At 72.2% G+C, this 18,102-nt stretch carries 17 protein-coding genes; 8 read left to right on the top strand and 9 right to left on the bottom strand.

Going from position 1 to position 18,102, the window contains the following annotated elements; all coding sequences use genetic code 11:
• The first annotated feature begins 154 nt into the window (after positions 1 to 154).
• On the top strand, positions 155 to 454 hold the full coding sequence (locus DEU31_RS13490; protein WP_050815754.1) for a WhiB family transcriptional regulator: 300 nt from the start codon (positions 155 to 157) through the stop codon (positions 452 to 454).
• 202 nt (positions 455 to 656) lie between these two features.
• Here DEU31_RS13490 and DEU31_RS13485 read toward each other — a convergent pair whose 3' ends face one another.
• Entirely contained in the window at positions 657 to 815 is a 159-nt protein-coding gene (locus tag DEU31_RS13485) for a DUF5679 domain-containing protein (RefSeq protein ID WP_010551122.1), read from the bottom strand.
• A 552-nt stretch (positions 816 to 1,367) separates the two neighbouring features.
• Here DEU31_RS13485 and DEU31_RS13480 point away from each other — a divergent pair.
• Positions 1,368 to 1,958, top strand: coding sequence for a M48 family metallopeptidase (locus DEU31_RS13480; RefSeq protein WP_133677515.1), 591 nt, complete (start codon positions 1,368 to 1,370; stop codon positions 1,956 to 1,958).
• A 91-nt stretch (positions 1,959 to 2,049) separates the two neighbouring features.
• On the opposite strand, the gene DEU31_RS13475 is transcribed toward DEU31_RS13480, so the two are convergent.
• Positions 2,050 to 2,667 (bottom strand): NUDIX domain-containing protein, encoded by a 618-nt coding sequence (locus tag DEU31_RS13475; RefSeq protein ID WP_239639362.1) that lies wholly within the window; start codon positions 2,665 to 2,667, stop codon positions 2,050 to 2,052.
• Positions 2,668 to 2,731: 64 nt separating this feature from the next.
• Positions 2,732 to 4,345, bottom strand: coding sequence for a zinc-dependent metalloprotease (locus DEU31_RS13470; protein WP_126984485.1), 1,614 nt, complete (start codon positions 4,343 to 4,345; stop codon positions 2,732 to 2,734).
• A gap of 83 nt (positions 4,346 to 4,428) precedes the next feature.
• On the opposite strand from DEU31_RS13470, the gene DEU31_RS13465 reads away from it, so the two are divergent.
• The 3 genes from DEU31_RS13465 (at position 4,429) to ettA (ending at position 8,103) form a co-directional block, all read left to right on the top strand.
• Positions 4,429 to 5,568, top strand: a complete 1,140-nt coding sequence (locus tag DEU31_RS13465) for a PDZ domain-containing protein (RefSeq protein ID WP_010551118.1) — start codon at positions 4,429 to 4,431, stop codon at positions 5,566 to 5,568.
• Complete coding sequence (locus tag DEU31_RS13460; RefSeq protein ID WP_010551117.1) at positions 5,565 to 6,257, top strand: HAD family phosphatase; 693 nt, start codon at positions 5,565 to 5,567, stop codon at positions 6,255 to 6,257. The genes DEU31_RS13465 and DEU31_RS13460 overlap by 4 nt, the downstream gene beginning before the upstream one ends.
• Positions 6,258 to 6,420: 163 nt before the next feature.
• Entirely contained in the window at positions 6,421 to 8,103 is a 1,683-nt protein-coding gene (ettA, locus tag DEU31_RS13455) for an energy-dependent translational throttle protein EttA (RefSeq protein ID WP_010551116.1), read from the top strand.
• Positions 8,104 to 8,252: 149 nt separating this feature from the next.
• On the opposite strand, the gene DEU31_RS13450 is transcribed toward ettA, so the two are convergent.
• Positions 8,253 to 9,785 carry a hypothetical protein gene (locus DEU31_RS13450; RefSeq protein WP_133677514.1) on the bottom strand — a complete coding sequence of 511 codons (1,533 nt, stop codon included), beginning with the start codon at positions 9,783 to 9,785 and terminating at the stop codon, positions 8,253 to 8,255.
• A gap of 310 nt (positions 9,786 to 10,095) precedes the next feature.
• On the opposite strand from DEU31_RS13450, the gene glgP reads away from it, so the two are divergent.
• Together glgP and DEU31_RS13440 are read left to right on the top strand one after the other, a co-directional pair.
• Positions 10,096 to 12,660: an alpha-glucan family phosphorylase gene (gene glgP, locus DEU31_RS13445; protein ID WP_133677513.1), complete on the top strand. Its 2,565-nt coding sequence runs from the start codon at positions 10,096 to 10,098 to the stop codon at positions 12,658 to 12,660.
• A 41-nt stretch (positions 12,661 to 12,701) separates the two neighbouring features.
• Positions 12,702 to 14,021, top strand: a complete 1,320-nt coding sequence (locus DEU31_RS13440) for an extracellular solute-binding protein (RefSeq protein WP_133677512.1) — start codon at positions 12,702 to 12,704, stop codon at positions 14,019 to 14,021.
• Between the two features lie 66 nt (positions 14,022 to 14,087).
• Here the strand turns inward: DEU31_RS13440 and DEU31_RS13435 are convergent, their stop codons facing one another.
• The gene (locus DEU31_RS13435; RefSeq protein ID WP_133677511.1) at positions 14,088 to 15,023 is read right to left on the bottom strand and encodes an acyl-CoA thioesterase II; all 936 of its coding nucleotides are present in this window, start codon (positions 15,021 to 15,023) and stop codon (positions 14,088 to 14,090) included.
• 53 nt (positions 15,024 to 15,076) lie between these two features.
• On the opposite strand from DEU31_RS13435, the gene DEU31_RS13430 reads away from it, so the two are divergent.
• The gene (locus DEU31_RS13430) at positions 15,077 to 15,607 is read left to right on the top strand and encodes a thioesterase family protein (protein ID WP_010551111.1); all 531 of its coding nucleotides are present in this window, start codon (positions 15,077 to 15,079) and stop codon (positions 15,605 to 15,607) included.
• A gap of 19 nt (positions 15,608 to 15,626) precedes the next feature.
• On the opposite strand, the gene DEU31_RS13425 is transcribed toward DEU31_RS13430, so the two are convergent.
• The 4 genes from DEU31_RS13425 to DEU31_RS13410 form a co-directional block, all read right to left on the bottom strand.
• Positions 15,627 to 15,926 carry a hypothetical protein gene (locus DEU31_RS13425; RefSeq protein WP_010551110.1) on the bottom strand — a complete coding sequence of 100 codons (300 nt, stop codon included), beginning with the start codon at positions 15,924 to 15,926 and terminating at the stop codon, positions 15,627 to 15,629.
• Positions 15,927 to 16,021: 95 nt separating this feature from the next.
• Positions 16,022 to 16,525, bottom strand: a complete 504-nt coding sequence (locus DEU31_RS13420; protein ID WP_133677510.1) for a hypothetical protein — start codon at positions 16,523 to 16,525, stop codon at positions 16,022 to 16,024.
• Between the two features lie 90 nt (positions 16,526 to 16,615).
• Positions 16,616 to 17,068, bottom strand: a complete 453-nt coding sequence (locus tag DEU31_RS13415; protein ID WP_010551109.1) for a globin — start codon at positions 17,066 to 17,068, stop codon at positions 16,616 to 16,618.
• Positions 17,069 to 17,102: 34 nt separating this feature from the next.
• Entirely contained in the window at positions 17,103 to 18,053 is a 951-nt protein-coding gene (locus DEU31_RS13410) for a mechanosensitive ion channel family protein (protein ID WP_010551108.1), read from the bottom strand.
• Between the last annotated feature and the right edge of the window lie 49 nt (positions 18,054 to 18,102).

Raw genomic sequence — 18,102 nt, 5'->3', positions numbered from 1 at the left:
CGCCCGCTCTTCTGCCGCGCGAACGGGGCTATGCCCCCGCGGTGCTCCGCCTGAGCTGACGAGGTCCACCCTCGCTGCACGGGGCGGCACCGGCGCCGCCCCCTCCCGCCCCTCCCGGGGCCGTCCTTCCCGACGACGTCGAAGCAGCGAGACGATGACTTCTCTACTGACCACTTTCCTGAACCCTGCGGACGCCTCCGCAGACATGCTGCCGTGCCACGACGCGGACGCGGCCGACCTCTTCTTCTCCGAGCGCCCCGCCGACCTCGAGCAGGCCAAGCTCCTGTGCGCCGACTGCCCCCTGATCCAGGAGTGCCGCCAGGGTGCCCTGGACCGGGGCGAGCCCTGGGGCGTCTGGGGCGGAGCGATCTTCCAGGACGGCCGCATCATCGCCGTCAAGCGCGGCCGCGGCCGCCCGCGGAAGAACCCTCTCCCCGACGCCGACGCGGCATGAGCGCGCCCGCGAAGGGCGAGGGGACGACGAAGGGCGGGGCACCGATGGTGCCCCGCCCTTCGCGGTCTGTGGAGGCGGAGACTCGCAGTACGTCGATCAGCAGTTGTGGCTGCCTGATCTCCTACCGCTCGTGCCTCGCAGTACGTCGATCAGCAGTTGTGGCTGCCTGATCTCCTACCGCTCGTGCCTCGCAGTACGTCGATCAGGCCTTGCCGAGGATCCGGTTCAGCTTGGTGCCGCACTCCGGGCACACGGCCTTGGCCATGCGACGACCGTTGGAGACGACGACGTTGCCCTCGGCCTCCCGCTTCTCGCGGCACTTGACGCAGTAGAACTCTCCGGCATAGGTCTCGTCGGCCATATCCGCTCCTCGTGGGTTCGTGAGTGATGAACATTCACCGGCGCACGACTCTCGCCGCGGACCGGGACCGGACCACTGTAGCGGGGGGCGCACATGCGCACGAATCAGGAACGGCCGCGGCGCGGCGCAGAAGAGGAGTGATCCGATCTGACCGGCCCGTCGTGCGCTTCGGGAGACTGGGGGCTCCGGGGGAGCCGAGGAAGTGCGCACGACGAGCCGATATCGGCGGCCCGACGGCAGCGTGAGGCCGACCTGGGCCGTAGGACCCCGGGGGCGCTCAGCACCACGCGCACCTTCCCCGTGTGCGTCCTGCTAGTTATCCCGGGGTCCTACGTGCAGGGAAACCTAGCCCCTGCGGACCGGGCGGGTCAAAGACGGACCGGGGACCGCCTGTGGACAACCGGCCCCATCCTGTGGACAGCCGGCACCACCCGGTGTGAACACTGTGGAGGAACCGTCATCGTCCCCGGTCACGACGTTCTGACCGGCCTGTTCGCAGTGCACAGCTGTGGACGAAAAAACTTCGCCTGCCGAGCGTGCCAGGCTTGCCCCATGAATGATCTGGTCCACCATGAGCAGCTGAGCGGGCCCCGCGGCGAGCGGGTGCTCGTGCGGCGCAGCGCACGCCGGCGCCGCACCGTGTCCATCACGAGGCGCGACGGCGACATCGTGGTCGCGATCCCCGCCTCCTTCAGCGCCCGCCAGGAGCGGGACTGGGCACGGAAGATGGTCGACCAGATGGTCGCGCGGGAGGCGCGCAGCACCCCCGCGAGGCGCAGCGATGCAGAGCTGATGGGGATGGCGCGCGAGGTCAGTGAAGCTCATCTCGGTGGCCGGGCCCACCCCGCCTCGGTGACGTGGTCCACACGCCAGAACACCCGCTGGGGCTCGTGCACCCCGGCCGACGGCACGATCCGGCTCTCGCACCAGCTGCAGGGCATGCCGGACTACGTAGTGCGCTCGGTGATGATGCACGAGCTGGTGCACCTGCTCGTGCCCGGCCACGGGCCCGAGTTCAAGGCCCTCATGGCCGCCTACCCGCAGGCGGAGAAGGCGCAGGGATTCCTCGACGGGGTCTCCTGGGCGAAGAACATGCCGCCGCTGGACGGCGACGACGTCGAGGAGGCCGTCGGGGAGTCCTGAGCGCGGCCGGGGCGGGCGGGGCTGCGCGCGCGGAGGCCGTCGAGCACAGGACGGCGCCGGACCTCTCGGCGCTGGAGCTCAGCGCAGGAGCTCAGCGCAGCAGCGTCGCGAAGCGCTCCGCGAGGGCATCCAGCGCGGCGGGCAGGTCCGGGACCACGCCCTCCGGCAGAAGCTTCGCCGCTGAGCCCGCCAGGGGCGAGCGCGCTGGCCAGGGGAACCACTTCACGTCCCCCGACTCCTCGCTCGCCCTGAGCGGCATCTCGGCGGCCGGGCGCGGGGCGCGCAGCAGGTACTGCACGTCCCAGTGCTCCTGGCAGCGGCCGAAGGCGGCGTCCAGCCCGTGACGGTGGAGCATCGAGGGTCCTTCGCCGATGCGCTCCAGGCCCGAGAGGCCGATCTCCTCGGCGACCTCGCGCCGCGCCGCCTGCTCGAGGCTCGTCTCGCCGTCCTCGAGATGACCGCCGGGCTGGACCCAGAAGCGGCCCTTGAGATGCCAGACGAGCGCCACGTGCTCGCCCGGCGCATCGGTCACGATCGCGCTCGCGGTGAGATGGCGCGGCCCGCCGTCGCGATACAGGGCGCGCGGCACGCCCGTCAGCAGGTCGAGGAACTCCCGGGCGAGGTCGGGCGTCGAGGCCGCGCCCTCGAGCGCGAGGGCGAGCTCTGCCGCCGCCGGCTCGGGCGCGGCCGACGACGTCGGAGCGCTCACGGGCGGCTCGGCGGCAGGAGCCCCGTCCGCCACCGGCGAGGCGTCCGCGGTGCCGTCGTCCACCTCAGCGGGCATCGCCCGCCGGGCCGTTCCCGTCCTGGTCGGTGCCGGACCCGTCGGAGTCGCCGCTGTCCGAACCTCCGTCGTCGGTGCCCCCGTCGCCCGGGTCCTCGTCGTCCTCGCGCAGCCGGCCCTGCTCGTCCTCGCGGGGCGCGTCGTCCACGCCCTCGCCAGACAGCAGCTTCTCGAGCTCCGCGTCGAAGTCGACGGGGATGGTGACGTCGGCGAGCTCCTCCGCGCCCTCCGCCGGGGCGGCGGCATCGGTCCTCGGCGCCTGCGGCGTGCCCGAGAGCACCTCCGCCGTGGGCAGCAGGTCGGGGTGGTCCCACTTCGCCTCGCGGCCGGTCTCGCCCTCGGTGGCCAGCACGGACTCCCACCAGGACAGCGCCTCGCGCACGCGGCGCGGCCGCATCTCGATGCCGATGGTCTTCGAGAGCATCTGCTCTGCCGGGCTGCCGGCCGCGCGGCGGCGGCGCAGCACCTCGCGCAGCGCCTCGAGGTCCGGCAGCTTGCCGGTCAGCGCCTTGGTGGTGACGTGGTCGACCCACGCCTCGATCAGTGCGAGGGTGGTCGCGAGCTCCTCGAGGGCACGTTCCTGCGAGGCGCGGCGCGTGAAGACGAACATCTCCTCGGGCCGGCGCGCCTGCATCGACTGCGGGTCCGAGAGGTCCAGGTCCCGCACCATCTCGTCGAGCGCGTCGAGATCCAGGGTGATCCCGCGGGAGTAGTCCTCGATCGCGGAGAACAGGGCGCGGCCCAGCCACGGCGCGGCGGTGAACAGGGCGGTGTGCGCGATCTCGCGGGAGGCGAGGAAGATCCGCGTCGCCGCCGGGTCGAGGGAGTGCGCGGAGATGAGGTCCTCGACGTTCGCGGCGACCAGCGCCGGCTCGCCGTCGCGGCCGAGCGGCAGCCCCAGGTCCGTGGTGCCGGAGATCTCCCGGGCCAGCGCCCCGATCGCGTGGCCGAACTGGACGCCGAACATCGTCCCGCCGATGCGCTCCATCATCCCGGCCGGATCGCCGCCGCCGGGCATCTGCATCCCGGCCGCGCCCATCGCGCCGAGATCGCCCATCTGCCCCATCTGCGCGCTGATCGCCTCGCCGATGGCGCCGGCCATGTACTTCGCGACCGGCTCCACGATCGGCTTCCAGCGCGGCAGGGTGCGCGCGAGCCAGGTGCCGCGGCTGTACACCTGCAGCTCCGCGGTGGGCACGTCGATCGCGAGCACCGGGTCCAGCCAGAGCCGCGCCACCTGCGCCGCCTGGCGCAGCTCGGCGACCTGCTCGGCCGACGGGCTCGGATCGCCCGGCGTGCCGGACGGCGTCTCGACTCCCGGCAGGGTCACCTGGCCGGCGGCGGTGCGACGCGCGAGGTCCTCCGCCATCTGCCAGTTCACGGGGCTGTCGCCCTGGGCGGCGAAGAGGTGCTGCATCTGGGCGGCGGCCGCGCGCAGCTGCGCGGGGTCCTGGGGGAGGTTCGCCTGCTGCGCGAGGGCGGAGAGGTCCAGCCCGTCCAGCGCCCCCTCGGGGAGCGCGTCCCCGAAGGTCTCCTTCAGGAAGCGCTTCAGCGCCTCCTCGTCCATGTCACCGGGTCCACCCGGGATCGGGGCATCGCTCATGGCCACCTCCTGCGGTCCGTGGGGTCCCCAGGGTACCGACCGCACCCCGGCAGCGCGCTGACCGTCCCGCCCGGTGCGGCACAATGGGCCGGGTGACCGACGACCCCACGCCCCCTGCCCGCCGCCGCGGGGTGCGCGCGGCGGCCGCGCGCGCGATCGACGACGCGCAGCTCGCCCGGCCTCGGCTCGCCCTGACGATGCTCGTGCTGCTGTGCGCGATGATCCTCGGCGGCTCCCTGCTCCCCGTGCCCTACGTCATCGAGCGGCCCGGCCCCGCCATCGACGTGCTCGGCGAGTGGGAGGACGAGGAGATCCTCGTCATCGACGGCGCCGAGACCCACCCCACCGACGGCTCGCTCATGATGACCACGGTCTCCGTCGACGGCGGGCCCGGCTACCGGGTGACCCCCGTCGAGGTCGTCGCCGCCTGGTTCGACCGCTCCAAGATGGTGCTGCCGCGCGAGGCGGTCTTCCCCGACGGGCAGACCCGTGAGCAGACCACCCTGACCAACACCGCCGCGATGAGCACCTCCCAGCAGGACGCCGTCGCGGTCGCCCTGGACGAGCTCGACATCGAGTACCGCGACGTCGTGATGATCGCGGGCGTCCAGGAGGACGGCGCCGCGGCCGGCACCCTCGAGGGCGGCGACGTGATCGTCTCCGTCGGCGGGCGGACCGCCGGCGACGTGCAGGGCTATCGCGACCTCATCGCCGCCGTCCCCGAGGGCGAGGACGTGGAGATGACCGTGCGCCGCGACGGCGAGGAGAAGGACCTCCAGGTCCCCACCGAGCTCGTCGACGGCACGTCGCGGATGGGGGTGATCCTCGCCGAGGGCCACGAGTTCCCGCTCGACATCGACATCGCCGTCGGCGACGTCGGCGGCCCGAGCGCGGGGCTGATCTTCTCCCTGTCCGTCTACGACGAGCTGACCGAGGGGGCCCTCACCGGCGGGCACGCCATCGCCGGGACCGGCACCATCGCCGAGGACGGCACCGTCGGCTCCATCGGCGGGATCCGCCAGAAGATGGTCGGCGCGGAGGAGTCCGACGCCGAGTTCTTCCTGGCCCCCTCCGCGAACTGCGAGGAGGTCGTCGGCTACGAGCCCGACGGCCTCGAGGTCGTCGCCGTCGGCACCTTCGAGGAGGCCCTCGAGGCGACGACCACCATCGCCGAGACCGGCACCGTCGAAGGACTCCCCACCTGTGAGGACGTGACCCCATGAGCAAGAAGAACCGCCGACGCGCCCCGCAGCGCCCCACCGTCGTCTTCGACTTCGGCGGCGTGCTGAGCGCCGGCCACGACCCGGTCCCCGACATCCACGCGCTGCTCGGCGGGGACGCCGGGGCCGTCGGCGAGGCGCTGTGGACCGAGCGCGGCGACTACGACGCCGGCCGCACCAGCCCTGCCGAGTACTGGGGCGCGGTCGCCCGCGCCGCCGGCGTGGAGGAGCTCTCCGCTGCGGAGATCGACGAGCTGCAGGACGCCGACAACCGCTACTTCCTGCGCCTGGAGCCCGATTCCCGCGCGCTGCTGCACGACCTCGCCCGCAACGACGTGCGCATGGCGCTGCTGTCCAACGCCTCGGCCGCCTTCGGCGAGGCGGTGCGGAAGGCCGACTGGTTCGAGGCCTTCACCCTCGCGGTGATCTCCGCCGAGGAGCGCACCGTGAAGCCCGAGCGGGAGATCTACGAGGTGCTGCTGGACGTGCTGGCGCACGAGACCGGGGGAGTGCGGCTCCCCTCGGCGGTGATCTTCTTCGACGACCGCGCGGAGAACGTCGAGGCCGCCCGCGCGCTCGGCATCGACGCGCACCTCTGGCCCCGCAACGGCGAGCCGCACCCCGAGGGCACCGAGCCCGGCGTGAGCATCGCCCGACGGGTGCTCGCCGAGCGCGGCGTCCCGACGGACTGAGCCGGTTCGACCTCCATCGGGCCGGCCCGAGCCGGACCCGGGCGGGTCGCGCCGAGGGCGGGCGGGGTAGAGTCGGACATCGCGACGACTCCCGTGCGGCACCGCCCTGCGGCGCGCCGGTGAGAGACCAGCACTCCGACCGCTCTCCGACAAGGACACCACATTGGCAGAGTTCATCTACACGATGTACAAGGCCCGCAAGGCCGTGGGCGACAAGGTCATCCTCGATGACGTCTCCATGAGCTTCTACCCGGGCGCGAAGATCGGCATGGTCGGCCCCAACGGCGCCGGCAAGTCGACGATCCTGAAGATCATGGCCGGCCTGGACCAGCCCTCCAACGGCGAGGCGCGCCTCAGCCCCGGCTACAGCGTCGGCATCCTGCTGCAGGAGCCGCCGCTGGACGAGTCCAAGACCGTCCTGGAGAACGTCCAGGAGGGCATGGGCGAGCTGTTCAAGAAGGTCCAGCGCTTCAACGCCATCGGCGAGGAGATGGCCGAGCCCGACGCGGACTTCGACGCGCTGATGGAGGAGATGGGCAAGCTCCAGACCGAGATCGACGCCCAGAACGGCTGGGACCTCGACTCGCAGCTCGAGCAGGCGATGGACGCGCTGCGCTGCCCGCCCGGCGACGAGCCCGTCACCCACCTCTCCGGCGGCGAGCGCCGTCGCGTGGCGCTGTGCAAGCTGCTGCTGGAGAAGCCCGACCTGCTGCTGCTGGACGAGCCCACCAACCACCTCGACGCCGAGAGCGTGCTCTGGCTCGAGCAGCACCTCCAGCAGTACGAGGGCGCCGTCATCGCCGTCACCCACGACCGCTACTTCCTCGACCACGTCGCCGAGTGGATCGCCGAGGTCGACCGCGGCCACCTCTACCCCTACGAGGGCAACTACTCCACCTATCTGCAGAAGAAGGAGGAGCGCCTCCAGGTCCAGGGCAAGAAGGACCAGAAGCTCGCCAGGCGCCTCAAGGAGGAGCTGGACTGGGTCCGCTCCAACGCCAAGGGCCGCCAGGCGAAGTCCAAGGCGCGTCTTGCCCGCTACGAGGAGATGGCCGCGGAGGCCGAGAAGACCCGCAAGCTCGACTTCGAGGAGATCACCATCCCGCCGGGCCCGCGGCTGGGCAACCAGGTCATCGACGGCAAGGACCTGAAGAAGGGCTTCGGGGACCGTCTGCTCATCGACGGGCTCTCCTTCTCCCTGCCGCCGAACGGCATCGTGGGCGTCATCGGCCCCAACGGCGTCGGCAAGACCACCCTGTTCAAGACCATCGTGGGCCTCGAGGAGCTCGACGGCGGCGAGCTGAAGATCGGCCAGAGCGTCAAGATCAGCTACGTCGACCAGAACCGCGAGAACATCGACCCGGAGAAGAACCTCTGGGAGGTCGTCTCCGACGGGCTGGACTACATCCAGGTCGGCAAGGTCGAGATCCCCTCGCGCGCCTACGTCAGCCAGTTCGGCTTCAAGGGCCCGGACCAGCAGAAGAAGGCCGGGGTGCTCTCCGGCGGCGAGCGCAACCGCCTGAACCTCGCGCTCACGCTCAAGCAGGGCGGCAACGTGCTGCTCCTGGACGAGCCGACGAACGACCTGGACGTGCAGACCCTCGGCTCGCTCGAGAACGCTCTGCTGGAGTTCCCCGGCTGCGCCGTGGTCGTCTCCCACGACCGCTGGTTCCTGGACCGCGTGGCGACCCACATCCTCGCCTTCGAGGGCACCGAGGAGAACCCGGCGAACTGGTACTGGTTCGAGGGCAACTTCGAGTCCTACCAGCAGAACAAGGTCGCCCGCCTGGGCGAGGAGGCCGCGCGACCGCACCGCGTGACCTACCGCCGCCTGACCCGCGACTGAGGTCCGGGCCGGGAGCACCGGTCCAGCCGACGCAAGGGGCCGATCACCGCGAGGTGATCGGCCCCTTGCGTCGTCCCGGCATCGTCCTGGCCGGGCGGCAGAGCGGGCGCCGACGCCGGGCCGCGGTCCGCGCCCGACGAGCGCCTCGCTCAGATGCCGCCGATCCCGGGGTCGAGCGTCGCCACCACTCGCGGGGAGGGGGAGCCGGAGCCGCTGCCCGGTGCCATCTCCCGCGTGACCAGCAGACGATCGGCGGTCCCGTCGGCGGTGAACGCGATCTCGCCGTCGCGGGAGAGGTCCAGCACGCCCAGGCTCCGCGCGACCCCGTCGGTCTCGCCCCACAGCTCGAGCACCTCGCCGTCCCAGCCGGCGACGCCCTCGGCGCGCAGCGCCACACCGTCCTCCGCGATCACCGCCTGCCAGGTGCCGTTGTCGCTCAGCCCGGGCACGAGCTGCGCCTCGGGGGAGAGGGAGAGCGTCGCCCAGGTGTCGGTGAACTCCTCGGCCTCCGCGAGATCGCCGCGGGCGGTCACCAGCAGCCCGCCCAGCACCAGCGCGGTCACCGCCAGGAGCGCGGCGAGCGTGCGGGAGATCCAGGGCGTGCGGCGCGTCCCGGCGCGGGCCTGCTGTCGGCGCCGGCGGCGAGCACGGCGGCCGCGCTCCGCCTCGTCGCCGGGACGGAAGGCGAAGGAGGGGGCGGCCTCCGGGGCGGCCTGCTCACCGCCGGAGGGGACGGGCGTCGGGGCCGACAGGGCCGACGGGGTCGGCGTCCCGGCCCTGGGCGCCGCGGCCGGTGCGGCACCGGGACGGGCGGGCGGCCCCACCACGCGGCGCTGCGAGTCCGTGCCCAGCACCGGGGTCGCGTAGTCGCCGCTGTAGGCCGCCTCGGGCTCCGGGGCGGGGACCGGCTCCGGGGCGAAGCCCTCGAGCACGGCCACGTGCAGGTCCCGCGAGGGCGGGACCGCGGTCAGGAGCGTCAGCCGCGCCGCCGCCTCGATCGCGTGGCGGTGCACGCCCGCGGTCTCGGGACCTCGCGCGATCTCCTTCAGCCGTGCCCGCTCCGAGGGGTCCGCGAGGGCCAGAGCGTCGAGGGCGGCCAGGGCCCGCAGCTCCGGGTCCTCCGGGCCGCCGAGGGGCACGAGCGCGTCGAGGACCTCGGCGAGGGCGGTCGCGGCTCCCGGCCGCTCGGCCCCCGTCGCCGCGAAGCGGCCCTGCGCTGCGGACTCGACGAGGGCGCGCTGCGGCAGCGGGAGGCCGAGCAGGACCCTCAGCACGTCCACCTCCCGACGATCACGGGTGCGGTCGTTCGCGGCGGCGGGGGAGACCAGCGAGCGGACGTCACCGCTGGGACGGGTCGCGAGCGCCGCGCGTCGGGCCCGGTCCAGCACCGCCGCCTCGCCGGGCAGCCCGCTCGCGGCGAGCTCGGCGGCATCGCGCAGGCACGAGCGCAGCACGCTGACGGTGAGCGCCGAGGCGCGGGCGGCGGAGCCGGTCACGTGGACCGCGAGACCGTGGATCCGCGGACCGAGCACGTCCAGCAGCGCACCGGCTGCGCGACGGTCCCCGCCCGCGGTGCGCCGCAGGAGGGTCCGCACCGGATCGAGCCGCTCCCCGAGATCGATCGTGTCCTCCGGGATCCCGGGAATATCCATGACGTCCCCGGTCGCTGCCTCGCTGACCATCCGGGCCCCTCCATGCGCTGTGCTCTCGTCGACGGCACCGCCCCCACGGTGCCGCCCCCATTGTGGCAGGCAGGAGCGCCGTCGCGGGCGCGGAGCGCTCGGAACGGGGACGACAGGGGGAGGAGGAGGGGAGCGGAGTTCGCTGAAAGTTCTTGCAAGAGGGTTGACAGATCGTGACGGCCACTCGCGCGGATGAACGGGAGGTGTCCCAACAGCGCTGGTGAGGGTCTAGAAATTCTCCCGGACTTCGGCGGTATCGACGCGCAAGTCCACTGCAAGAAGAAGGGCCGGCTCGGGTATCTTGGGGGCCATGAAGCCGATCTCCACGATCACCGTCGCCTCCGAGCTCCCGGACGCCCTCGCCCCCCTGCGCGATCTCGCGCTGAACCTGCGCTGGTCCTGGCGTCGACAGACCGTCGACCTGTTCCGCAGCCTGGACCCGCAGGCCTTCGTCGACAGCGGCGAGAACCCCTTCGCGATGCTGCCCATGGTTCCCGCCGGGCGCCTGGCCGAGGCGGCGCGGGACGAGTCCTTCCTCGCACGGATGCGCTCCGAGGTCGGGGACCTGCGCACCTATCTCGACTCCGGCCGCTGGTTCCAGCGCACCGTCCCGGGCGAGCAGGGCACCGGCCAGGGCTCCTCGATCGCGTACTTCTCCATGGAGTTCGGGATCACCCCCACCCTGCCGATCTACTCCGGCGGCCTCGGCATCCTCGCCGGCGACCACCTGAAGTCCGCCTCGGACCTCGGCGTCCCCCTGACCGCCATCGGCCTGCTCTACCAGTGGGGCTACTTCTCCCAGTCCCTGGACCGCAGCGGCTGGCAGCAGGAGGAGTACCGCCTCAACGACCCCGCCGACCTCCCCGTCGAGCCCGTCCTCGAGCAGGACGGCACCCAGCTCACCGTCCGCGTGACCCTCCCGGGTGGCCGCGACGTGGCGATCGCCGTGTGGAAGGCCCAGGTGGGCCGGGTCGCGCTGCTGCTGCTGGACACGAACGTCGAGGGCAACGACGAGTCCGCCCGCCAGATCACCGACCGCCTCTACGGCGGCGACCACGAGCACCGCATCGTCCAGGAGATCGTCCTGGGCATCGGCGGCGTCCGCGCCGTGCAGGAGTACGCCCGCGTCACCGGTGGACCGGCCCCCACCGTCTTCCACCTCAACGAGGGCCACGCCGGGTTCTCCGGGCTGGAGCGCGTGGGTCGCCTGATCGAGGGCGGCGCCGGGTTCTCCGAGGCCGTCGCCGAGGTGCGCGCCGGCACCGTCTTCACCACCCACACCCCGGTCCCCGCAGGCATCGACCGCTTCGACGCCTCGCAGCTGCGCGGCTACCTCGACGCCGACGAGAACGGGCTCTCCCGCCTGATCCCCTCCCTCCCGGTCGAGGCCGCGCTCGCGCTCGGCATCGAGGAGGGCGGCGACATCTTCAACATGGCCCAGCTCGGCTTCCGCATCGCCCAGCGCTCCAACGGCGTCGCGAAGCTCCACGGCGCCGTCTCCCGCGGGATGTTCCAGAACCTGTATCCGGGCTTCGACGTGCCCGAGGTCCCGATCGGCTCGGTCACCAACGGCGTGCACCGCCGCACCTGGACCTCCGCCCACATGGACGACCTGTACAAGAAGGCGCTCGGCGACGTCGACGTCTCCTCCATGTCGGACTGGAGCGCGCTGTCGACCCTCACCGACCACGAGCTCACCTCCACCCGGGACGCGCTGCGCGCAGACCTCGTGGCGATGGCGCGCAAGCACGTGAAGGACTCCTGGCTGCGCCGCGGGGCCGACGAGGCCGAGCTCGCCTGGACCGACCACATCCTCGACCCGGGCGTCCTGACCATCGGCTTCGCCCGCCGCGTCTCGACCTACAAGCGGCTGACGCTGATGCTCTCGGATCCCGAGCGCCTCAAGCGGATCCTGCTGGACGAGGAGCGCCCGGTCCAGATCGTCGTGGCCGGCAAGTCCCACCCGGCCGACCGCCCCGGCAAGGAGTTCCTCCAGCAGCTGGTGCAGTTCGCCGACGACCACGGCGTGCGCCACCGGATCGTCTTCCTGCCCGACTACGACATCCGCATGGCCTCGGTGCTGATCGCCGGGGCCGACGTCTGGCTGAACAACCCCGTCCGCCCCGAGGAGGCCTCCGGCACCTCGGGCATGAAGGCCGTGCTCAACGGCGGTCTGACCTTCTCCATCTCCGACGGCTGGTGGGACGAGATGAAGGACGCCGCGGCCGGGTGGACGATCCCGACCGCTGACGTCGCCGACCAGGTCGAGCGCGACCGGATCGAGGCCGGGGCGCTGTACGAGATCCTCGAGCAGGAGATCGCGCCGCTGTTCTACGAGCGCGACGCGCGCGGGATGCAGCGCGGCTGGATGACGAAGGTCCGCTCCTCCCTGGTGCGGATCGCCCCGCAGATCACCGCCGCCCGGATGGTGCGCGACTACGTCACCGACCTCTACCTCCCGGCCGCTCGTGCCGCGGGCGCCTTCGCCGCGGATCCCGCGCTGGCCGGGGCGTTCACCGAGTGGAAGGCCCGTGTGGGCCAGGAGTGGTCGCAGATCGCCGTGCGCGATGTGCGCCTCGAGGGCACGACCGAGGACCAGGTGGCGACCGGCGCCGAGGTCACCCTCTCGGCCGAGATCGACCTCGCCGGCCTCACGGACGAGGACGTGCTGGTCGAGGCGGTCCTGGGAGAGGTCGCCGACGGGGATGAGATCATCGATCCGCAGCTGATCCCGCTGCGACGCGGGGACGACGGGCGCTTCGCCGCCCGCTTCGCCCTCGCCGTCCCCGGCCGGGTGGGCTGCACCGTGCGGGTCACCCCGCAGCATCCGGTGCTGTCCTCCCGCGCCGAGCTCGGGCTGGTGACCACCGCCTGAGGCTCACCGCCCGACGCACCCATCAGAGAGGCCCCGAACCCGTGCCGACCCGTCGACAGCTCCTGCTCACCGCCGCCGCGACGGGACTGGCCGGGGCCGGGGCCCTCTCCGGCTGCTCCCGCGGCGCCCCTGCCGAGCTCGAGGACGGCGACCGGCTCCGGATGCGGGTGTGGAGCGAGGCGGCCGGCGCCGCCTACGAGGAGTCGCTGGCCGCGTTCACCGCGGACAGCGGCATCGAGGTCGAGCTCGAGGTGCTGAGCTGGGACGACTACTGGACCCAGCTGCCGCTCGACGTCGCCGGCGGCACCCTGCCCGACGTGCTGTGGATGAACACCGCCCATCTCGCCGAGACCCACGCCGCGGAGGTGCTGCTGGACGTCGGCGAGATCGTCGGGGGCGACAGCTCCGCCTGGGAGCAGGTCGCCACCGACCTCCACCGGATCGACGAGACGCTGTGGGGCGTGCCCCAGTACTACGACCAGAGCCTGCTGATCGCGAACCAGGGCCTCGTCGCCGCCGCAGGCGGGGACGCCTCCGCGCTGGTCTTCGACCCCGGCGCGGGCTCCGATCCGCTGCGGGAGCTCGCCACCGCCCTCACCGCCGACGGGGAGGGCCGCCATCCCGGGGACGAGGGCTTCGACCCCGCCGCCCGCACCACCCACGGCTTCAGCGCCCATCCCGACCGCTCCTCGGTGCTCGGCCCGTTCCTCGCCGGGCAGGGCGGGGCCTGGCAGGACGAGGAGGGCGCCGTCACCCTCGCCACCGAGCAGGGCGTCGCCGCGATCCAGTACCTCGCCGACCTCGCCTCCTCCCATCTCGCGCCCGCCGCGGCCGAGACCGTCGAGGAGCCCGGCCGCTGCCGGGACCTCTTCGTCGGCGGGCGGCTGGGGCTGCTGCAGACCGGCACCTACGACCTCCACACCCTGGTCGAGGAGATCGACGGCGCCTTCGAGTGGACCCTGCACCCGGTGGTCGCGGGGCCCGAGGGCGCCCGTCCGCTGGTGCACTCCGTCGCGGCCGCCGGTGTGGATCCCGACGACGAGGACCGCGCCGCGGCGATCGGGAGGCTGCTGGGCTGGCTCGGCTCGGTCGAGGGGCAGCGGTCGCTGGCCGAGAACCGCCTCGGGATCCCCGCGCACCGCGACCTGCGCGGCGCCTGGGAGGAGAGCTGGGCGGGCGTCGGCGTGGACGTCTCCGCGGTGGAGGTGCCGCAGGATCCGGCCCTCCCCGAGCACGGGGCCCGCTCCGCGGAGGCGACCGGCGAGGCCCTCGCGATCATCGCCGAGGTGTTCCGCGGCGACACCACGGCGGAGGAGGCGCTGCCCCGCGCCCAGGAGGCCGCCCGCACGGTCATGTCCTGACCGGCGGCGGCCGCGCCGGATCACAGTCCCGCCGGATCACGACCCCGCCCGATCAGCCCCGGCGGATCAGCCCCGGCGCGGCGCGCGGATCATGCCCTCCTGCGTGACCGTCGCGACGAGCTCCCCGGACCGGTCGAAGATCTGCCCGTGGGTGAGACCGCGCCCGCCCGAGGCGGAGGGGGAGCGCTGGACGTACAGCAGCCACTCGTCGGCCCGCACGTGGCGGTGCCACCAGATCGCGTGATCGATGGTCGCCATCTTCAGACCGGGCGTCATCCAGCTCAGGCCCTGCTTGCGCAGGATCGGCTCGAAGGGCGTGTAGTCGCTGGCGAAGGCGAGGATCGCGTCGTGCAGTAGCGGGTCCGCGTCCACCGGGGCGAGGGTGCGCATCCACACCATCTGCGCGTCGATCGTGCCGCCGTTCGCGTCGGGCCGCAGGTAGATCGGGTCGGTAACGTGGCGGATGTCGATCGGCCGCTGCCTGGACCAGTACTCGGCGACCGGGTGCTCGATTCCCGCGAGCACCTCGGCGGTCGTCGGCAGCCCCTCGGGGTCCGGGGCCTCGGGGGAGTGCTCGGCGTGCTCGAGCCCCTCCTGCTCCTCCTGGAACGAGGCGGTCATGGCGAGGATCGTGCGCTCGCCCTCCTCCTCGGTGCGGCCGGGCTGGGTCGCGAGCACGCGTCGTACGGAGAAGGAGCCGCCGTCGCGCAGCGCGTCGACCTCGAAGCGGATCGGGTGCGCGGGATCGCCCGGGGCGAGGAAGTAGGAGTACATCGAATGGATCCGACGGCCCTCCGGGGCGGTGCGGCCCACCGCAGTGACGGCCTGGCCCATCACCTGGCCGCCGAAGACGTGACCGCCGGGCTGCGGGGAGGAGTCCCCCTCGTAGACGGCGATGGCGGTGGGGGAGGATGCCGCCCCCGCGGCATCGACGGGACGGAGGTCCAGCAGGTCGACGAGGCCCGCGGCGATGCGCGCGTGGTCGGGGTTCGAGGCGGTCATGCCCCGATCGTACTGGTCAGGCCGTGCCGGTCCGGCGAACTAGCATGAGCATCATGCAGTTCTCGATCACCACCGACGCCACGCCCGAGCACCCCGCACCGCTGGACGTGCCCGTCCCCGTGCGCTGGACCGACCTCGACGCCTACGGGCACGTGAACAACGCCGCCATGGTGCGCCTGCTCGAGGAGGCCCGCATCGCCGCCTTCTGGCAGCCCGCGCCCGATCAGCTCGCGCTCGGGGCGCAGCAGCCGCCCGCCGCCCTGCCGGTCAGCGGCGCCGGTACCGAGGACACGGACATCGCCACGGTCATCGCTTCTCAGCGGATCGAGTACGTCCGTCAGCTCGGCCACCGCCGCGACGGCGTGGTGGTGCGGCTGTGGCTCTCCCGGATCGGCGGGGCGAGCCTGACCGCGGACTATCTCGTCCTCACCCGCGACGACCCCGAGGGGAGGGCGCCCTACGCCCGCGCCCGCACCGTCATGGTGCTGGTGGACGCGGAGACCGGCTCCCCGGTCCGCCTCGAGCAGGAGGCCCGCGAGTCGCTGCGCGCCTTCACGGGCGAGCCGCTGACCTTCCGGGACTGACTTCGGTGGAGGCCACCTATCAGAGCCCCGCAGCCTGCAGCAGGCCCACACCGAGAACCTGCGCGCGCAGCGCCTGCATCCCTATGTACAGCGCGAAGCCGGTGCTCAGAAGAAGTGCCACGCCGAGTGCGGTATGTGCGAGCACCGTTCGCCTGCTCTTGGCAGGCGAGCGGTACCAGAAGATGCACGCCACGCCCGTCGCCAGCTGGAGTGCCGCGGACCACTGAAATCCGGGCGCCAGGCTCGGATCGCGGATCAGCTGGCAGAAGCTCACGGTGGAGATCAGTCCCAGAGGGATGAAGATCAACGCCGCGATCACCGGGAATCTTTTGGCCCGAGAGAGTCCGGCCCACCACCGTTCGAGACGGTGGCGCCTATCGGTGTGCTGACCCTGTCGGGCAGGGGTGGATTCATTCATTTGCAGAGGCGTCCCGCTTCCGTGATCATCGCTGAGGTGATGACGCCCGCTCCCGCCCCGACGAGCGATCCTGCAAGAGTCGGTGCGGCAGCGATCGTCGCAAGTGTCCACACGATGCCATTGGCATACCCTGCGGCGGAGAGAATGTTCTTGCATGTCTCGACGCTCACTCGCTGGGGTGAGATCGCGCCCGGCGTGGCAGCGGCCGCGTCCGAGGTGAGGTCCCTCAGGACGTCTTCGGGGACTGTCACCACTTCTCGATCTCCCCGAGTATTGGTGACGGTCAATGTCTGTGCGGCTGGGTCGAGCGTGAAGGTGACCACGGTGCCATCTTCTGCGGTAAGAGACTGCTGATATGGATCAGTTGCCGACGTCGACTCGATGGGATTCGCTGTTGCAGCTTTGCTGGTGTCGGCATGGGCTGACGTGAGACCGGCGGTCATTGCAAGAATTGCGGTCGCAACCAGTGTGGTCGCTTTTGCAACATTGCGGGTGTTCATGTGGCTCCCCTCCCCCTGATTCTCATGAAGAATGCTGTTCCCAGACGCTCTCATAGGCCGGGGGGGGGAAAAGCAAACCATCGACCGTTCTCAGGCGAGCCGGTCGGGGACCTGCTGCCCGGCCGCGGGCGCCTCGCCGCCGTCGACCGTGTTGAGCATCGAGTGGGCGGCCCGCTCGAGATAGTCCCACAGCGTCTGCTCGTGCAGCGGCGCGAGCTCCAGCTCGTCCAGGGCCACGCGCATGTGGCGGAGCCAGGCGTCCCGCGCCGAGGGGGAGACCGGGAAGGGGGCGTGGCGGATCCGCAGCCGCGGATGCCCGCGCTCGGCGCCGTAGGTCTTCGGCCCGCCCCAGTACTGGGCGAGGAAGGTCTCCAGGCGGTGCTTCGCCCCGGTGAGGTCCTCCTCGGGGTACATCGGGCGCAGCAGCGGGTCCTCGGCGACGCCCTCGTAGAACCGCTCGACCAGCCGGGCGAAGGTCGGCGCGCCGCCGACGGCGTCGTAGAAGCTCTGCTGCTCGGGCGAGCGGCCTGCGGGAGTGGTCATGGTCGTGCTCCGTCTCTTCGGGTGCGGGCGGGGGTCACTTCCCCGCTTCGACGAAGCGGGGCAGGGCGAAGGCGACGTGGGCGGAGGCGAAGCCGGCGCGGATCCGTGACCGCAGCTCCCGTTCGACGCCCCACTGCTGGCCGGGGACGGTCTGCACCACGACGCGGCGCTGGTAGCGGTTGCCGTCGACGTCGAGGATGCCGCTGATGTCCGCCGGGGCGAGGATCGGCTCCTTCCACTGCGGGTCGGCCTGGAGATCGGCGGTGACCTGCTCGAGGATCCTCGTGACCGTCTCATCGTCGGCACCGGCGTCGATGTCGAGGGTGACCACTGCGTTGGAGAAGCCGCGCGCGTAGTTGCCCACGCGGATGATCTCGCCGTTGCGCACCGTCCACAGCACGCCGTCGATGCCGCGCACCTGGGTGGCGCGCAGGTTGATCGACTCGACGGTGCCCTCCGCGTACTCGAGGTCCACCCAGTCGCCGACGGCGACGATGTCCTCGAAGAGCATCACGATGCCCGCGACGACGTCCTTGATGATCGTCTGCGCGCCGATGCCGGCGGCGAGGCCGACCACGCCGAGGCTCGCGATGACCGGGGCGATGTTCACGCCGATCTCGGAGAGGATCATCATGAACGCGATCGCCCAGATCACGGCGCGGGCCACGTTCCGGGCCACGTTCGAGAGGGTCTCGGCGCGCTGCTCGCGACGTGCCTGGGCGGCCTTCTGCGAGCGGGGATCGCGCTTGATGACGGTGCTCGCCGCGTTCGAGATCCGTGAGCCGGACTGCACCATCGTGGTGAAGAAGCGGCGCAGCAGCCAGCCGGCCACCAGGCTGAGGACGGTGGCCGCCACGAGGATCACGACGATCTTCACGCCGCTGGTGGCGAGCCACCGGAGCAGCTGGTCGGCGAGGCTCAGCGCCTCCTCGGTGGAGGGTGTCGCGAGCAGAGGACCGAGATCGGGAGGGAAGTCGTCAGGCATGTCCTCGACGATATCCTCGCCCCGCCGGGGACGTCATGGCCCGGACGGG

It is taken from the genome of Brachybacterium sp. AG952 (genome assembly GCF_004362645.1).
Classification (GTDB): Bacteria; Actinomycetota; Actinomycetes; order Actinomycetales; family Dermabacteraceae; genus Brachybacterium; species Brachybacterium conglomeratum.
The sequence above is the reverse complement of the archived record's forward strand: the minus strand, read 5'-3'. Positions and strand labels throughout refer to the sequence as shown.

Bases quoted from the DNA above. Each gene is read 5' to 3' on its own strand.
- glgP (WP_133677513.1), top strand. From the start codon at position 10,096: ATGAAGCCGATCTCCACGATCACCGTCGCCTCCGAGCTCCCGGACGCC.
- DEU31_RS13490 (WP_050815754.1), top strand. From the start codon at position 155: ATGACTTCTCTACTGACCACTTTCCTGAACCCTGCGGACGCCTCCGCA.
- DEU31_RS13435 (WP_133677511.1), bottom strand. From the start codon at position 15,023: ATGACCGCCTCGAACCCCGACCACGCGCGCATCGCCGCGGGCCTCGTC.
- DEU31_RS13415 (WP_010551109.1), bottom strand. From the start codon at position 17,068: ATGACCACTCCCGCAGGCCGCTCGCCCGAGCAGCAGAGCTTCTACGAC.
- DEU31_RS13480 (WP_133677515.1), top strand. From the start codon at position 1,368: ATGAATGATCTGGTCCACCATGAGCAGCTGAGCGGGCCCCGCGGCGAG.
- DEU31_RS13420 (WP_133677510.1), bottom strand. From the start codon at position 16,525: ATGAACACCCGCAATGTTGCAAAAGCGACCACACTGGTTGCGACCGCA.
- DEU31_RS13460 (WP_010551117.1), top strand. From the start codon at position 5,565: ATGAGCAAGAAGAACCGCCGACGCGCCCCGCAGCGCCCCACCGTCGTC.
- DEU31_RS13450 (WP_133677514.1), bottom strand. From the start codon at position 9,785: ATGGTCAGCGAGGCAGCGACCGGGGACGTCATGGATATTCCCGGGATC.
- DEU31_RS13465 (WP_010551118.1), top strand. From the start codon at position 4,429: ATGGGCCGGGTGACCGACGACCCCACGCCCCCTGCCCGCCGCCGCGGG.
- DEU31_RS13410 (WP_010551108.1), bottom strand. From the start codon at position 18,053: ATGCCTGACGACTTCCCTCCCGATCTCGGTCCTCTGCTCGCGACACCC.
- DEU31_RS13470 (WP_126984485.1), bottom strand. From the start codon at position 4,345: ATGAGCGATGCCCCGATCCCGGGTGGACCCGGTGACATGGACGAGGAG.
- DEU31_RS13430 (WP_010551111.1), top strand. From the start codon at position 15,077: ATGCAGTTCTCGATCACCACCGACGCCACGCCCGAGCACCCCGCACCG.
- DEU31_RS13485 (WP_010551122.1), bottom strand. From the start codon at position 815: ATGGCCGACGAGACCTATGCCGGAGAGTTCTACTGCGTCAAGTGCCGC.